Origin of the sequence: Ralstonia sp. GX3-BWBA (genome assembly GCF_003290055.1) — a bacterium.
In the GTDB taxonomy this organism is placed as follows: Bacteria; Pseudomonadota; Gammaproteobacteria; order Burkholderiales; family Burkholderiaceae; genus Ralstonia; species Ralstonia holmesii.
Window position 1 is genome coordinate 106,265 of sequence record NZ_QMKS01000006.1, and the last position, 15,542, is coordinate 121,806.

At 61.8% G+C, this 15,542-nt stretch carries 14 protein-coding genes; 12 read left to right on the plus strand and 2 right to left on the minus strand.

From position 1 onward, the window contains the following. Positions 1 to 13: 13 nt before the first annotated feature. Positions 14 to 481, plus strand: coding sequence for a DUF4149 domain-containing protein (locus DOD19_RS05525; RefSeq protein ID WP_112184474.1), 468 nt, complete (start codon positions 14 to 16; stop codon positions 479 to 481). Between the two features lie 57 nt (positions 482 to 538). Here the strand turns inward: DOD19_RS05525 and DOD19_RS05530 are convergent, their stop codons facing one another. After that, the gene (locus DOD19_RS05530; protein WP_024975433.1) at positions 539 to 1,039 is read right to left on the minus strand and encodes a YhbY family RNA-binding protein; all 501 of its coding nucleotides are present in this window, start codon (positions 1,037 to 1,039) and stop codon (positions 539 to 541) included. 108 nt (positions 1,040 to 1,147) lie between these two features. On the opposite strand from DOD19_RS05530, the gene DOD19_RS05535 reads away from it, so the two are divergent. The 11 genes from DOD19_RS05535 (at position 1,148) to phoR (ending at position 13,222) form a co-directional block, all read left to right on the plus strand. Continuing rightward, positions 1,148 to 1,813, plus strand: coding sequence for an RlmE family RNA methyltransferase (locus DOD19_RS05535; RefSeq protein WP_112184476.1), 666 nt, complete (start codon positions 1,148 to 1,150; stop codon positions 1,811 to 1,813). A gap of 131 nt (positions 1,814 to 1,944) precedes the next feature. Next, positions 1,945 to 3,831: an ATP-dependent zinc metalloprotease FtsH gene (ftsH, locus tag DOD19_RS05540; RefSeq protein ID WP_024975435.1), complete on the plus strand. Its 1,887-nt coding sequence runs from the start codon at positions 1,945 to 1,947 to the stop codon at positions 3,829 to 3,831. Positions 3,832 to 3,979: 148 nt separating this feature from the next. Further along, positions 3,980 to 4,843, plus strand: coding sequence for a dihydropteroate synthase (gene folP / locus DOD19_RS05545; protein WP_152543669.1), 864 nt, complete (start codon positions 3,980 to 3,982; stop codon positions 4,841 to 4,843). 103 nt (positions 4,844 to 4,946) lie between these two features. Then, the gene (glmM, locus tag DOD19_RS05550; RefSeq protein ID WP_024975437.1) at positions 4,947 to 6,290 is read left to right on the plus strand and encodes a phosphoglucosamine mutase; all 1,344 of its coding nucleotides are present in this window, start codon (positions 4,947 to 4,949) and stop codon (positions 6,288 to 6,290) included. Positions 6,291 to 6,481: 191 nt separating this feature from the next. After that, entirely contained in the window at positions 6,482 to 7,516 is a 1,035-nt protein-coding gene (gene pstS, locus DOD19_RS05555; RefSeq protein WP_024975438.1) for a phosphate ABC transporter substrate-binding protein PstS, read from the plus strand. A 116-nt stretch (positions 7,517 to 7,632) separates the two neighbouring features. Continuing rightward, positions 7,633 to 8,607, plus strand: a complete 975-nt coding sequence (gene pstC, locus DOD19_RS05560; protein WP_112184478.1) for a phosphate ABC transporter permease PstC — start codon at positions 7,633 to 7,635, stop codon at positions 8,605 to 8,607. Positions 8,608 to 8,645: 38 nt separating this feature from the next. Beyond that, positions 8,646 to 9,530, plus strand: coding sequence for a phosphate ABC transporter permease PstA (gene pstA / locus DOD19_RS05565; protein ID WP_024975440.1), 885 nt, complete (start codon positions 8,646 to 8,648; stop codon positions 9,528 to 9,530). 2 nt (positions 9,531 to 9,532) lie between these two features. After that, on the plus strand, positions 9,533 to 10,318 hold the full coding sequence (pstB, locus tag DOD19_RS05570) for a phosphate ABC transporter ATP-binding protein PstB (RefSeq protein WP_024975441.1): 786 nt from the start codon (positions 9,533 to 9,535) through the stop codon (positions 10,316 to 10,318). 40 nt (positions 10,319 to 10,358) lie between these two features. Next, entirely contained in the window at positions 10,359 to 11,072 is a 714-nt protein-coding gene (gene phoU / locus DOD19_RS05575; protein ID WP_024975442.1) for a phosphate signaling complex protein PhoU, read from the plus strand. Positions 11,073 to 11,095: 23 nt separating this feature from the next. Then, positions 11,096 to 11,809 carry a phosphate regulon transcriptional regulator PhoB gene (gene phoB / locus DOD19_RS05580; protein WP_112184480.1) on the plus strand — a complete coding sequence of 238 codons (714 nt, stop codon included), beginning with the start codon at positions 11,096 to 11,098 and terminating at the stop codon, positions 11,807 to 11,809. Positions 11,810 to 11,893: 84 nt separating this feature from the next. Then, entirely contained in the window at positions 11,894 to 13,222 is a 1,329-nt protein-coding gene (gene phoR / locus DOD19_RS05585; protein WP_024975444.1) for a phosphate regulon sensor histidine kinase PhoR, read from the plus strand. An 82-nt stretch (positions 13,223 to 13,304) separates the two neighbouring features. Here phoR and ppk1 read toward each other — a convergent pair whose 3' ends face one another. Next, complete coding sequence (gene ppk1, locus DOD19_RS05590) at positions 13,305 to 15,476, minus strand: polyphosphate kinase 1 (RefSeq protein WP_024975445.1); 2,172 nt, start codon at positions 15,474 to 15,476, stop codon at positions 13,305 to 13,307. Positions 15,477 to 15,542: the final 66 nt, after the last annotated feature.

Consider the following 15,542-nt stretch of genomic DNA (forward strand, 5'->3'; position numbering starts at 1 on the left):
CCGAGGCAACGCCATGCCGCAGCGCTTCTTCCAGTTGCTTGCCACGGTATGGTGCGGTTCGCTCTGGACCATCGGTTACATCGTCGCTCCGACGCTGTTTGCGATGCTTGACGATCGCCAGTTGGCCGGCTCGATTGCCGGCCGGTTGTTTCATGCGGAGGCGTGGATCGGCCTGGCGACAGGGTGTCTGCTTTTGCTCGCTGCCACGGCGCTGGTGCGTCGCGGTCAGGCCGCGTATCGCCGGCTGCGCTGGCTTGTGCTGGCGATGCTGCTGTGCGTGCTGGTGGGCTATTTCGGGCTCCAGCCGTTCATGGCTTCACTTCGCGAACAGGCCGATGCGCTCGGCATGGCGGTGGGAGATTCGCCTTACCGAGCACAGTTCGGCATGCTGCACGGTGTATCGAGCGTGTTCTATCTGCTGCAGAGCCTGTTGGGGTTGGCGCTGATCTGGAAGGCAGCCGATGTTCGGCAAGCCGCCTGAAGGCCAAAAAAAGACCGGCTGAGAAGCCGGTCGTTTTGTGTGCAGCCCCGAATTGGATCAGGACAGCGCCTTCTTTTTCTGGCTGGTTTGACGCGGCTTGGCGCGCTTGACGTTGCCACCGGCCGTGACGCGCTCGTTGCCGAGCACGCTCAGGCGGACGGGCTTCGGGCGGCGTGCGCTGTTCGGGTTCGGCTTGCGCACGGTGACCGAGCGCGGACCGGCACCAACGGTAGTCTTGCGTGGCGGCTTGAGGTCGCGCGGCTGGTTTTCCTTCAGGTAAGCCGGGCCTTCGCGCCAGATCACCAGCAGCTTGCCGATGTGCTGTACCGGGGCGGCCTGAAGGCGGGCGCAGATGGTGTCATAAAGCTCAATGCGTGCTTCGCGGTCATCGCCGAAGACACGAATCTTGATCAGCCCGTGGGCCGCCAGCGAGCGGTCGATTTCGGCCAGAACGGGCTTGGTCAGGCCCTCCGCACCGATGATGACGACCGGGTTCAACGCGTGCGCTTCGGAGCGCAGTTCCGATCGTTGGGCAGGGGTGAGGATAAGGGCGGGCATAAATAAGGGCGGGATCGCGCAAAGAGACAAACGGCGCGTATTATCCGCCAAAACCAGTCCCGGCTGCCATGTTTGGCGCTACATTCGGGCGAAATTGCAACCAATTCGATGGCAAAGAACAAGTTCAACCAGTCGTGGCTGCACGACCATATCAACGATCCGTACGTAAAGCTGGCGCAGCGCGAAGGCTATCGCGCACGTGCCGCCTACAAGCTCAAAGAGATCGACGAGCAAGACAAGCTGATCAAGCCGGGCCAGGTCATCGTTGACCTGGGCGCCGCGCCGGGCAGTTGGAGTCAGTACGTGCGCAACAAGCTGGCCGCCTCACCGCGCGCCAAGGACGGCCGTATCGATGGGGCAATCGTCGCGATCGACATCCTGCCGATGGAAGCCATCGCCGACGTCACCTTCATCCAGGGCGACTTCCGCGAGGATGGAGTTTTCCGGCAACTGGAGGAAATCGTGCTGGAAGCCACCGGCGGGGGCAAAGTGGACCTTGTTTTGTCCGATATGGCCCCCAATCTCTCAGGTGTGGCGTCGGCAGACGCCGCGCGCATGGAGCACATCGCCGAGCTGGCTGTGGAATTTGCCATGGCGCACCTGAAACCTGAGGGCGCGCTGCTGATCAAATGTTTTCACGGCAGCGGCTATAGTCAGATCGTCGAGATGTTCAAGCGCCATTTCAAGATCGTGGCGCCGCGCAAGCCTAAAGCCTCCCGCGACAAATCGTCCGAAACATTCTTGTTGGGCCGCCAACTCAAGCATCCCGGCTGACGGACGATACTCAGGAAGGGGCCCCCGGCTGGCACGGTGGGCCGTCGGTCTTGCGGGCAATCAACCCGCGGCGGTGTCCGTGCATTACAATGCCAAGCATCCCGTCAAGGCATTTCTAAAGGAGTCTCGCCTTGAATAACAACTGGTTTCAGAAGGCGGCCATCTGGCTGGTGATTGCCTTGGTGCTGTTCACCGTCTTCAAGCAGTTCGACAAGCCGCGCACCCAAGAGGGTGTGACGTACTCGCAATTCATGGACGACGCGAAGGCCGGCAAAGTCAAGCGTGTCGAGGTCCAGGGCCGTACATTGTTGGTCACGCCCAACGAGGGCAACAAGTATTCCATCATCTCGCCGGGCGACATCTGGATGGTGGGCGACCTGATGAAGTACGGCGTGCAGGTGACCGGCAAGGCGGAAGAAGAGCAAGGTGTGCTTCTCACCGCGCTTTACTACCTCGGCCCGACGTTGCTGATTATCGTGTTCTGGTTCTACATGATGCGGCAGATGCAGGGCGGCGGGAAAGGCGGCGCCTTCTCGTTCGGCAAGTCGCGGGCGCGACTGATCGATGAGAACAACAACAGCGTCACGTTTGCTGACGTGGCAGGCTGTGACGAGTCGAAGGAGGAAGTCGTCGAGCTGGTCGACTTCCTGAAAGACCCGCAGAAATTCCAAAAGTTGGGCGGGCGCATCCCGCGTGGCGTACTGCTGGTGGGCCCTCCGGGTACCGGTAAGACGCTGCTGGCTCGCGCCATTGCCGGCGAAGCCAAGGTGCCGTTCTTCAGCATCTCCGGTTCGGACTTCGTTGAAATGTTCGTCGGCGTGGGCGCAGCTCGCGTGCGCGACATGTTCGAAAACGCCAAAAAGCAGGCACCCTGCATCGTGTTCATCGATGAAATCGATGCGGTCGGCCGTCATCGTGGCGCCGGCATGGGCGGCGGCAACGACGAGCGCGAGCAGACCCTGAACCAGATGCTGGTCGAGATGGACGGCTTCGAGGCCAACTCGGGCGTCATCGTGATCGCGGCGACCAACCGTGCCGACGTGCTCGACAAGGCGCTGTTGCGCCCGGGCCGTTTCGACCGCCAGGTCTACGTGGGGCTGCCCGACATCCGCGGCCGCGAGCAGATTCTCAAGGTGCACATGCGAAAGGTGCCGATCGGCAACGACGTTGATGCATCGGTGCTGGCACGTGGCACGCCGGGCTTCTCTGGCGCTGATCTGGCCAACCTGGTTAACGAAGCTGCGCTGTTTGCTGCGCGCCGTAACAAGCGCGTGGTGGACATGCAGGACTTCGAAGATGCGAAGGACAAGATCTACATGGGTCCGGAGCGCAAGTCGGCTGTGATCCGCGAAGAGGAGCGCCGCGCTACGGCGTACCACGAGTCGGGCCATGCAGTGGTGGCCAAGCTGCTGCCGAAGGCTGATCCGGTGCACAAGGTGACGATCATGCCGCGCGGCTGGGCTGGCGGTCTGACGTGGCAACTGCCGGAGCACGACAAGCACTACGCCTACAAAGATACGATGCTCGAAGAGGTCGCGATTCTGTTCGGTGGCCGTGCTGCAGAAGAGGTGTTCCTGGGTGCGATGAGCACCGGCGCTTCGAACGACTTTGAGCGTGCCACTAAGATGGCCCGCGATATGGTGACGCGCTATGGTATGAGCGACGCGCTTGGCACCATGGTCTACGTCGATACGGAACAGGATGGCTTCTTCGGCCGCATGGCGTCGAAGACGGTGTCCGAGGCGACGCAGCAGAAGGTGGATTCGGAAATTCGCCGTATCGTGGACGAACAGTACGCCCTGGCCAAGGGGCTGCTGGAAGCGAATCGCGAGAAAGTTGAAGCCATGACCGCCGCGCTGCTCGAGTGGGAAACCATCGACGCTGATCAGGTCAACGACATCATGGACGGCAAGCCGCCGCGCCCGCCGCGCTACGGCTCGACCGGTGGTGGCAGCACCCCGCCGGGTGGTGGCACGCCGGCTGGTGTAACCCCGGGCAACGTGCCTGCCACGGCCTGATGATGACGTGTTGATTTGTCGCTCTGGCAGCGACGCAGAAGAGCCGGTGCAAGCGCACCGGCTTTTTTTTTGTTGGCGCTTTCTGGCGTGCCTGGCGTAGCATTCCGGTCCTGCGCAGCATTTCCATCAATCTATCTTGTCCGCTTCCATTCCCACCACAACGCACTTCCAGTGCGGACGTTTCCGTTATGCACGCGATCGGCGTCCGCTGGTCATGGGCATTCTCAATGTCACGCCCGATTCGTTCTCCGATGGCGGGCAGCACGCCACGCGCGATGCAGCTTTGCGCCATGCAGAGAAACTGATCGCCGAAGGCGTGGACATGATCGACATCGGTGGCGAATCGAGCCGTCCGGGTGCCGAGCCGCTGAGCCTGCAGGCCGAGCTGGACCGCGTGATGCCCATCGTCGAGGCGCTGCGCGAATGTGGCAAGCCGTTGTCCATCGATACTTACAAGCCCGAGGTGATGCGAGCCACGCTGGATGCAGGTGCCGATCTGATCAACGACATCTGGGGCTTTCGCCGGCCTGGCGCGATTGAGGCAGTGGCCAAGGGCAACGGGGGCCTGTGCGTCATGCACATGCAGCGTGATCCCGAAACGATGCAGGAAGCGCCCAGCTATGCGGACCTGATGGGCGAGGTTGAGGCCTTCCTGCGTTCGCAAACGGAGGCGCTCATGGCTGCTGGCGTGGCGGCCGAGCGTATTTCGCTCGATCCGGGATTTGGTTTTGGCAAAACGCCGGATCACAATCTCACCATGCTCAATCGCTTGGGGGAGTTCAATCGGATCGGTTTGCCGCTGTTCGTCGGTTTATCGCGCAAATCGACGCTTGGCGCTGTGCTGGGCGGCAAACCGCCGGCCGAGCGCGTGACCGCCAGCGTGGCGGCGGCGCTGCTGGCCGCAGAGCGGGGCGCGTTCATCGTGCGTGTGCACGACGTACAACCAACGGTGGAATCGATTCAGCTCTGGTGGGCCATGCGTCATGAACGCGTAAATCCGCCACTGGCCTGACAGCCGCCCAGCCTCGCGCGGCTGGGGATCAAGCGAACAGAGGATTGCCCGGTGACGGCCGGCGCCTTACAAACAAAGAAAGAATTCTCCAGGAGAGATCCCAATGTCCAGGAAGTATTTCGGCACCGACGGCATCCGTGGACGTGTCGGTGAAAGCCCGATCACGCCGGATTTTGTGCTGCGCCTTGGCTACGCGGCGGGCCGTGTGCTGGCCCTTGGCAGCGAAGCACATGGCCACGGCCGTCCCACTGTGCTGATCGGCAAGGACACGCGCCTGTCGGGCTACATGCTGGAAGCCGCGCTGGAAGCCGGCTTTACCGCAGCCGGCGTTGATGTCTTGATGAGCGGGCCGCTGCCTACGCCTGGCGTGGCGTATCTCACGCGTGCGCTGCGGCTGTCGGCGGGAGTGGTGATTTCTGCATCACATAATCCGTATTACGACAACGGCATTAAGTTTTTTTCCGCCACCGGCGACAAGCTGCCAGACGAAACCGAGCTGCAAATCGAGGCGGAGCTGGAAAAGCCGATGGTGTGCGCGGCCTCAGACGCGCTGGGCCGTGCCCGTCGTATCGAGGATGCCGCTGGCCGCTACATCGAGTTCTGCAAGAGCACGTTCCCGAGCGACCTGAACCTGTTTGGCATGAAAGTCGTGCTGGACAGCGCGCATGGCGCGGCTTATCACATCGCTCCGCACGTCTTCCATGAATTGGGTGCGGATGTCGTGTCGATCGGCAACCAGCCGAATGGCCGCAACATCAACGACGGCTACGGCGCGACGGCACCGGGCAAGTTGGTCGAAGCCACGCGCGAGCACGGGGCCGACATTGGCCTGGCCTTCGACGGCGATGCTGACCGCTTGCAGGTGGTGGACCGCAATGGCCGCCTCTACAACGGCGACGAACTGCTCTATGTGATGGTGCAGGCGCGCCGTGCGGCGGGCCAGACGGTGCCGGGTGCGGTCGGCACACTTATGACCAATCTCGCCGTGGAGCTGGCGCTCAAGGCGCAGGGCGTCGAGTTCGTGCGCGCCAAGGTGGGCGACCGCTACGTGCTGGAAGAGCTGAAGAAGAATGGTTGGCTGCTGGGCGGCGAAGGGTCGGGCCACTTGCTCTGCCTGGACAAGCACAGCACGGGCGACGGCATCATCTCGGCGCTCCAGGTGCTTGCGGCATTGCGTCGCAGTGGCCAGACGCTGGATCAAATGCTGGATGGCGTGCGCCTGTTCCCGCAAAAGCTCATCAACGTGCGGGTCGAAAAGGGCTTCGACTGGAAATCGCACGCGGGCCTGCAGGCCGCGCTGAAGACCAGCGAGGCCGAGCTTGATGGCAAGGGACGTGTGCTGATCCGCCCGTCGGGTACGGAGCCGGTCGTCCGCGTGATGGTGGAAGCGCAGGATGCAGAGCTGGCCAACCAACATGCGGAGCGTCTTGCTGCAACGTTGCAGTAAGTTGCTGCCAGACCAAGTAAATATGTCAAAAAGCGGCCTCCGGGCCGCTTTTTTTATGCGCGTGAGTCGACTTTCATGCCTTGCAGGTCAGTTATGAGAAGTTTTCGTGTTGTCACATAACTGTCATTCAAGCCGCCTAAAGTTCGGATGTCAAAAATCTGTCATTGCTCAACCGCTCCTCTGGAGAACTCATGAAACTGGTCAAATCCGCAATCGCTGGCGTGGCTGCATTGGCTTTCGCTGGTGCCGCATTTGCTGTTGACATCACTGGCGCAGGCGCAACGTTCCCGGCACCCGTCTACAACAAGTGGGCGGCCGACTACAACAAGGCGACCCAAACCAAGGTGAACTACCAAGGTATCGGCTCGTCGGGCGGCATCAAGCAGATCACCGCCAAGACTGTCGACTTCGGTGCATCGGACATGCCGCTGAAGGACGAGGAGTTGAACAAGGATGGCCTGATCCAGTTCCCGACCGTGATTGGTGGCGTGGTGCCCGTGATCAACCTGCCGGGCGTGAAGCCGGGCGAGCTGACGCTGAACGGCCAATTGCTGGGTGACATCTATCTGGGCAAGATCAAGAAGTGGAATGATCCGGCCATCGCCAAGCTGAATCCGAAGGCCAAGCTGCCGGACCAAGACATCCTGGTGGTGCGCCGTGCTGACGGTTCGGGCACCTCGTTCATCTTCACGAACTACCTGTCGAAGGTGAACACCGAGTGGAAGAGCAAGGTGGGCGAAGGCACGACCGTGAACTGGCCGACTGGTACGGGTGGCAAGGGCAACGAAGGCGTGGCCGCTTTCGTGCAGCGTCTGGGTGGTGCGGTTGGCTACGTTGAGTATGCCTACGCCAAGCAGAACAAGATGACGTACGTGAACCTGCAGAACAAGTCGGGCGCCACCGTGCAACCGACCGCTGAAGCCTTCAAGGCCGCGGCTGCCGGCGCCGAGTGGAGCAAGTCGTACTACCAGATCCTGACGGACGAGCCGGGCAAGGACGCATGGCCGATCGCCGGTGCAACGTTCATTCTGCTGCACAAGACGCAAGCGAAGCCGGAGCAGGGCGCTGAAGTCATGAAGTTCTTCGACTGGGCCTACAAGGGTGGTGACGATGCCGCCAAAGGCCTGGACTACGTGCCGCTGCCGGACGCTGTGAAGAACCAGATCCGCGCAACGTGGAAGTCGAGCGTGAAGGATGCATCGGGCAAGGTTGTGTACAACCACTGATGGTTGCCTGCTGCATAAGGGCTTGTAAGTAGGTGCAGCACAAGGTGCGGGGGGCGGTAAGAATCGGCCGCCCGCACCATTTCAAATGCTTCTTTCACGGCTGACCGGTTTCCCTCATGGCCACGCTCTCTGATTCCTCTGGCGCTTCCCGTGTGCGAGCACCCAGCCGCTTTGGCGACCTGGTGTTCGGCGGTCTGACCCGCCTTGCCGCAATCGTTACGCTGTTATTGCTGGGCGGCATCATCATCTCGCTCATCATCAGCTCCTGGCCCACGATTCAGAAATTTGGCCTGTCGTTCCTGTGGAATTCGGAATGGGATCCGCCCTCCGACATCTATGGCGCGCTGGTGCCCGTCTACGGCACCCTGGTCACGTCGCTGATCGCGCTCATCATTGCCGTGCCTGTGAGCTTCGGCATTGCCCTGTTCTTGACCGAGCTGTCGCCGGCCTGGCTGCGCCGACCGCTGGGTACCGCCATCGAGCTGCTTGCTGCAGTGCCGTCCATCGTGTACGGCATGTGGGGCCTGCTCGTGTTTGCCCCGATCTTCGGCGAATACTTTCAAAAACCGCTGGCGGCGACCGTCGGCAAGATTCCGGTCATCGGGGCGCTGTTCCAGGGTGCGCCGATCGGCATCGGCCTGCTCTGCGCCGGGGTGATCCTGGCGATCATGATCATTCCGTACATCTCGGCGGTGATGCGCGATGTGTTCGAAATCACGCCGACGCTGCTTAAGGAATCCGCCTACGGCGTGGGCTGCACGACGTGGGAAGTCATGTGGAACGTGGTGCTGCCTTACACCAAGGCGGGTGTGATCGGCGGTGTGATGCTGGGCCTGGGGCGCGCCATCGGCGAGACCATGGCCGTGACGTTCGTGATCGGCAACACCAACCTGCTGTCCGATCCGTCGTTGTTCTCGCCGGGTAACAGCATCACGTCGGCGCTGGCCAATGAGTTTGCGGAAGCGGGGCAGGGCCTGCATACCGCGGCGCTCATGGAGCTGGGCTTGATCCTGTTCGTCATCACGTTCATCGTGCTGGCCGCGTCCAAGTTGCTGCTTCTGCGCCTGCAGAAGAGCGAGGGTCAGAAGTGAACCAACGCGATCTGCCTGACGCTATGAGACCCAATACCATGCGTATGTCTTCCATTCCTGCCGTCCGCGCCGACTCTGAAAAGATCAAGGCACGCCTGCAGGCCCGCCGCCGCAACGTCAACGGGATTGCGCTGGCGCTGTCACTCGCCGCCATGGCCTTCGGCCTGGTGTGGCTGGCATGGATTCTGTGGACCACGCTCTCGCTGGGTGTGGGCGGCCTGTCGATGTCGCTCTTCACGGAGATGACGCCGGCGCCCAATACGCCGGGAGGCGGCCTCGCCAACGCCATCGCAGGATCGTTCCTGCTGGTGGGCATGGCCACGCTGATCGGCACGCCGCTGGGCATCATGGCGGGCATCTATCTAGCCGAGTACGGCAAGACGTCGATGCTGGCCAGCGCCACGCGCTTCATCAATGACATCCTGCTGTCGGCACCGTCCATCGTGATCGGCCTGTTCGTGTATGCCGTCGTGGTGGCCCGCGTGCAGCACTTCTCGGGTATTGCCGGCGTGCTTGCGCTGGCGCTGCTCCAGATTCCGATCGTGGTGCGCACCACCGAGAACATGCTGAACCTGGTGCCCAACGCGATGCGTGAAGCCGCCATGGCGCTTGGCACGCCCAAGTGGAAGATGATCCTGTCGATTACGCTCAAGGCGTCGTATGCCGGCGTGATTACGGGTGTGCTGCTGGCCGTCGCTCGCATTGCCGGCGAAACCGCGCCGCTGCTCTTTACCGCCCTGAACAACCAGTTCTGGAGTCTGGATCTGAATCAGCCGGTGGCCACGCTGCCGACCGTGATCTTCAAGTTTGCGATGAGCCCGTTTCCCGAGTGGCAGCAATTGGCCTGGGCCGGGGTGTTCCTGATTACGTTGGGTGTGCTGGGGCTGAACGTCCTCGCGCGTGCCTTGTTCACCAAGAAATGACCATGACTGCTACGTCCCTCGAAGTGCGCACGCAAAGCCCGAAGATCGATGTTCGCGACCTGAACTTCTACTATGGCAAGTTCCACGCGCTGAAGAACATCTCGATGCAGATTCCCGAGAAGCAGGTGACGGCCTTCATTGGCCCGTCGGGCTGCGGCAAGTCGACTCTGCTGCGTACGTTCAACAAGATGTACGCGCTGTATCCGGAGCAGCGTGCCGAAGGCCAGATCAACATGGACGGCGAGAACCTGCTGACCTCGCGCATGGACATTGCCCTGCTGCGTGCCAAGGTCGGCATGGTGTTTCAGAAGCCGACGCCGTTCCCGATGTCGATCTACGACAACATCGCTTTCGGTGTGAAGCTGTTCGAGCGTCTGTCGCGCTCTGAAATGGACGATCGCGTGGAATGGGCACTGACCAAGGCCGCGCTGTGGAACGAAGTGAAGGACAAGCTCAACCAGTCAGGCTACGGCCTGTCGGGCGGTCAGCAGCAGCGTCTGTGTATCGCGCGCGGCATTGCCATCCGCCCCGAAGTGCTGCTGCTGGATGAGCCGTGCTCGGCGCTGGACCCGATTTCCACGGGCAAGATCGAAGAGCTGATCGCCGAACTGAAGGATGACTACACGGTCGTCATCGTCACGCATAACATGCAGCAGGCGGCGCGTTGCTCCGACTTCACGGCGTACATGTATCTGGGCGAGCTGATCGAGTTCGGCGACACCGAAAAGATCTTCATCAAGCCGCAGCGCAAAGAAACCGAAGACTACATTACCGGCCGCTTCGGCTGACCTGCAACAACGCTGAAGCTGAAGCGACAAGGAGAAACCGATGTCTGAGAAGCATCTGTCATCGCAGTTTGACACCGACCTGACCTCCATCAGCACCAAGGTGCTGCAGATGGGTGGCCTGGTGGAAGCGCAGATTGCACGCGCCATGCGCGCGCTGGCCAATTTCGACACCGCCATGTGCGATCAAGTCTTGGCCGTGGAGCTGGAAATCAACGCGCTCGAGATCGAGATCGACGGCGACTGCAACAACATCATCGCGCGCCGCCAGCCGACCGCTCGCGACCTGCGTTTGGTGATGGCCATCTCGAAGACCATCACGAACCTTGAGCGTGCCGGCGACGAAGCTGAGAAGATCGCCAAGCGCACCAAGCGCATCATGCAGGACCCGTCGGCACATGCGTTGAACTACGCTGGTGTGGAGCGCTCGGGCGAGATGGCCGCGACCATCCTGCGTCACGCGCTGGACGCCTTCGCACGCCTGGACACCGCTGCTGCCTTGTCGATCCTGCAGGAAGACAAGGCCATCGATGAGGAATTCCGCGGCTTCATGCGCGAACTCATCACGTACATGATGGAGAACCCGCGCACGATTTCGGTAGCGCTGGATCTGCTGTTCATTGCCAAGGCCATTGAGCGTATTGGCGATCACGCCAAGAACATCGCCGAGTTTATTATCTACATCGTCAAGGGCACCGACGTCCGGCACGCTTCACGCGAGACGCTGGCACGCGAGATCCTCGGCGAGGGCGAATAAAGGGCAGGACTGGAGACGTGAGCATGCCGAGCAGTATTCTCGTCGTAGAAGACGAACCGGCGATCGCTGAACTGATCGCCGTCAACCTGCAGCACGCGGGGCACTACCCGATCCGCGCGTACAACGCCGAGCAGGCACTGTCGCTGATGAGCGATGTGCTGCCCGACCTCGTTCTGCTCGATTGGATGCTGCCGGGCAAGTCGGGCGTGATGTTCGCCAAGGAGCTGCGCGCCAACGAGCGCACGCGCCAAATCCCGATCATCATGCTGACGGCCCGCAGCGAAGAGCAGGACAAGGTCATGGGCTTGGACAGCGGCGCGGACGATTACGTCACCAAGCCGTTCTCGCCCAAGGAACTGCTGGCTCGCATCAAGGCCGTGCTGCGCCGCCGCGCGCCGCAGCTGACCGACGACGTGGTGGCGATCAACGGCCTGAAGCTGGATCCGGCCACGCACCGCGTAACGGCCACGAACATCGAAGCAGAGAATCCGATCAAGCTGGACCTCGGCCCGACGGAGTTCCGTCTGCTGCATTTCCTGATGACGCATCCGGAGCGCGTGCACAGCCGCTCGCAGCTGCTCGACCAAGTGTGGGGCGACCACGTGTTCGTGGAAGAGCGCACGGTGGACGTGCACATCAAGCGTCTGCGTGCAGCGCTCGCGCCGGGCGGCTACAGCAACATGATCGAAACCGTGCGCGGCAGCGGCTACCGCCTGGCGCGCAATCCGGGGCAATAACGTATCAGTCAGACGAACGCGCGAGCCGGGGTTTCCAATCGCGCGTTCACACGTCCGTCGCGGTCCAGCGCTTAAAATGCCTTCATGAACGTCTTCTGGACCCGCTTTGCCGTCTTTGCCGCCCTCATGGGCATCGTCACGGCATGCCTGTATCTCTTCGTCGACCATGTCGTTGCGCTGGCCGTTCTCAGTGCAATGCTGTTGGCGATGCTCCTGTATTACGTCTATCAGATCCAACGCCTGTGGCGTGTGCTGGACTCGCCGGCCTATGGCGAGATTCCCAGCGCGTTGGGTCTGTGGGGCGAGGTCTACTACCGCCTGCATCGGTTGATGAAGGGCTGGCGCACCCAGGTGCTGCAGGTTGAACAACAGCACAGCCGGTTCATCCAGGCCATTCAAGCGTCGCCCAACGGCGTGCTCATGCTTGACGGCGAAGACCAGATCGAATGGTGCAACGCGGTCGCTGAAGAGCACTTCGGTCTCTCTGCCAGGCGTGACCTGCGCCAACGCATTACCCACCTGATCCGCCGACCGGAGTTCGTGCGCTACCTTGCGCGCGGCGAGTTCGAGGAGCCGCTCACCATGCATGACGTGGGCCCGCACAAGCAAAGCATCATCTCTGCCCAAATCTTGCCGTATGGCGAAGACCGCAAGCTGCTGGTGTCGCAGGACATCACCAAGCTGGAGAACACCGAAGCGATGCGCCGCGATTTCGTGGCCAACGTCTCGCACGAGCTGAAGACGCCGCTGACCGTGCTCTCGGGTTTTCTGGAAACGGTGCGCGACCTTCCGCTGCCGGAAGAAGACAAGAAGCGCTACCTGGACATGATGCATACGCAAGCCATGCGCATGCAGCATCTGGTGGAAGACTTGTTGGCGCTCGCCACGCTGGAGGGCAACTCCGAACCACCGTCGCTGGCGCCCGTGCCCATGCAACGCATGATGCTGCAGCTGCAGCACGATATCGAAGCGCTGTCTGCGGGCCGGCACACCGTCAGCATGACGTGCGATCCCGCCGTGAGCGTGTGCGGCGCCGAGCTTGAACTACTTTCCGCATTCAGCAACCTGGCGTCCAACGCGGTGCGCTATACGCCCGATGGCGGCACGATCCGCCTCGATTGGGGCGTGCGCGATGGGCACGCGGTGTACTCCGTCACCGACACTGGGATTGGTATTGCGCCCGAACATATTCCGCGTCTGACCGAGCGTTTTTATCGCGTGGACCGCAGCCGTTCACGCGACACCGGCGGTACCGGGCTGGGCTTGGCCATTGTCAAACACGTGCTATCACGCCACGGTGGAGAACTGCAGGTGACCAGCGAGCACGGCAAGGGCAGCACCTTCCGCGCCGTGTTCCCGCCGGAGCGCACGGTGGTGCGCAGCGCCAGCGTTGCCGATGAGCGCGTCGCCTGATCACCAGTTTTCTCCATCCAGTGAGCGAATGAAAAACGCACGCTGTTGAGCGTGCGTTTTCGTTTGCAGTCGCCGCTGGCGATCAGCCTGCGGAGATCTCCACCGGTGCACGCACCGTCGGTTCCGCAGCCGTTGCCGCCGCCACTGCGGCAGCCGTCTCCGCCGCTGCAGCGGCCTGCGGCGAGAAGTGGTTCAGCAGTTCCAACTGGCTGACGCGCACGTGCTTGCCCCGCGTCTGACGCTGCACGTAGCGGCCATCCTGCTGCATGACCCACGCCGACGCGTTGTCGCGCAGATGCACCTGCAGGCTTTCCCTGATGACGCGTGCCTTGAGCTTGCGGTCCAGCACGGGGAATGCCACCTCCACGCGGCGGAACAGGTTGCGGTCCATCCAGTCGGCGCTGGAGAGATAGACGACTTCCTCGCCGCCGGCATGGAAGTAATAGACGCGGTGGTGCTCCAGGAAACGCCCGACGATGGAGCGCACGCTGATGTTCTCCGATAGCCCCGGCACGCCCGGCTTGAGCGCACATACTCCGCGCACGATCAAGTCGACTTTCACGCCCGCCCGTGACGCCTTGTACAACTCGTCGATGATGGCCGGCTCCAGTAGCGCATTCATTTTGCCGATGATGCGCGCACGTTTGCCTGCGCGAGCGGCACGTGCTTCGGCTCGGATGTGCTCGATCAGGTTGTCGTGCATCGTGAACGGCGAGTGCCACAGATGATGCAGCTTGACCTGCGCGCCCGTGCCTGTCAGCAACTGGAACACGTGATGCACGTCTTCGCAGATTTGCTCGTTGGCGGTCATCAGGCCGAAGTCGGTGTAGAGGCGGGCGGTCTTGGGGTGGTAGTTGCCCGTGCCCAGGTGCGCGTAGCGGCGCAGCTTGACCGTCTTGCCCTTGCCAGACACCTCGCGGCGCACCACCAGCAGCATCTTTGCGTGGCACTTGTGGCCAACCACGCCATACACGACATGTGCGCCGGCCGATTCAAGCTGGTCCGCCCAGTTGATGTTCGTCTCTTCGTCAAAGCGCGCGAGCAGTTCGACGACAACGGTCACCTCCTTGCCGTTGTGCGCCGCTTTGATGAGCGCTTCCATTACCGTGGATTCGTTGCCGGTACGGTAGACGGTCTGCTTGATGGCGACCACGTCAGGGTCGCGCGCAGCTTGCTGCAGCAGTTCCAGCACGGGCGTGAAGCTTTCGTACGGGTGGTGCAGCAGGATGTCGCCCTGGCGGATGGCGTCGAACACGTTCGAGCTGTTGGCCACCTGTTTGACCGTTGCTGGCACATGCGGCGGGTACTTCAGCACCGGCTTGTCGACCATGTCGGGCACTTGCAGCAGGCGCACCAGGTTCACAGGGCCCTTGACGCGGTAGCAGTCTGCGTCGGTCAGGCCGAACTCCTGCAGCAGGCGCACCACCAGTGCCGGTGAGGTATCGTGCGCGAGTTCCAGCCGCACCGCGTCGCCAAAATGGCGCGTGGATAGTTCGCCCTGAAGCGCTTCGCGCAAGTCCGTGATTTCATCTTCCGACACGAACAGGTCGGAATTGCGTGTTACGCGGAATTGGTAGCAGCCGTGTACGTCGATCTGCGGAAACAGTTCGTGCACAAAGCCCTGCATGAACGACGAGAGCAGCACGAACCCGTACTGGTAGCCCGACAGTTCCGGCGGCATCTGCACAAGCCGGGGCAGGGCGCGCGGCGCCTGCACGATGGCCAGTTCAGCTTCGCGGCCGAAAGCATCCTTGCCCGACAGCTCGATGATGAAGTTCAAGCTCTTGTTCAACACGCGCGGGAAGGGGTGCGCCGGGTCCAGTGCCATTGGCGTCAGGATGGGCACCAGTTCGCGCTGGAAGAAACTGCGGCACCAGGCGCGCTGGGCTTCATTCCAGTTGGTCGTCATGTGGAAGAAGACGCCTTCCTTCTCCAGCAGGGGCAGGATGTCGTCCTGCAACATGGCATACTGTTGCGCGACCAGTTGCCGCACTCGCTCCGAAACCACGCCAAATGCCTGCTGCACCGACAGCCCGTCGGGCGTGACCGACGAAGGGTTGTCGCGCATCTGCTCCTTCAATCCGGCAATGCGGATTTCAAAGAACTCATCGAGATTGCTCGACACGATGCAGATGAATTTCAGCCGCTCCATCAGCGGCACACCCGGGTCAGCGGCCTGGGCGAGCACACGGGCATTGAATTCCAGGATGCCCAGTTCGCGATTGAGCAGATCGCCCGCGGGCAATGTCGACATGTTGTGTTCAGACGGATGACGATCCGGCCACTTTTTCATAGTTCGGTGTCAAATTTGTGACACATT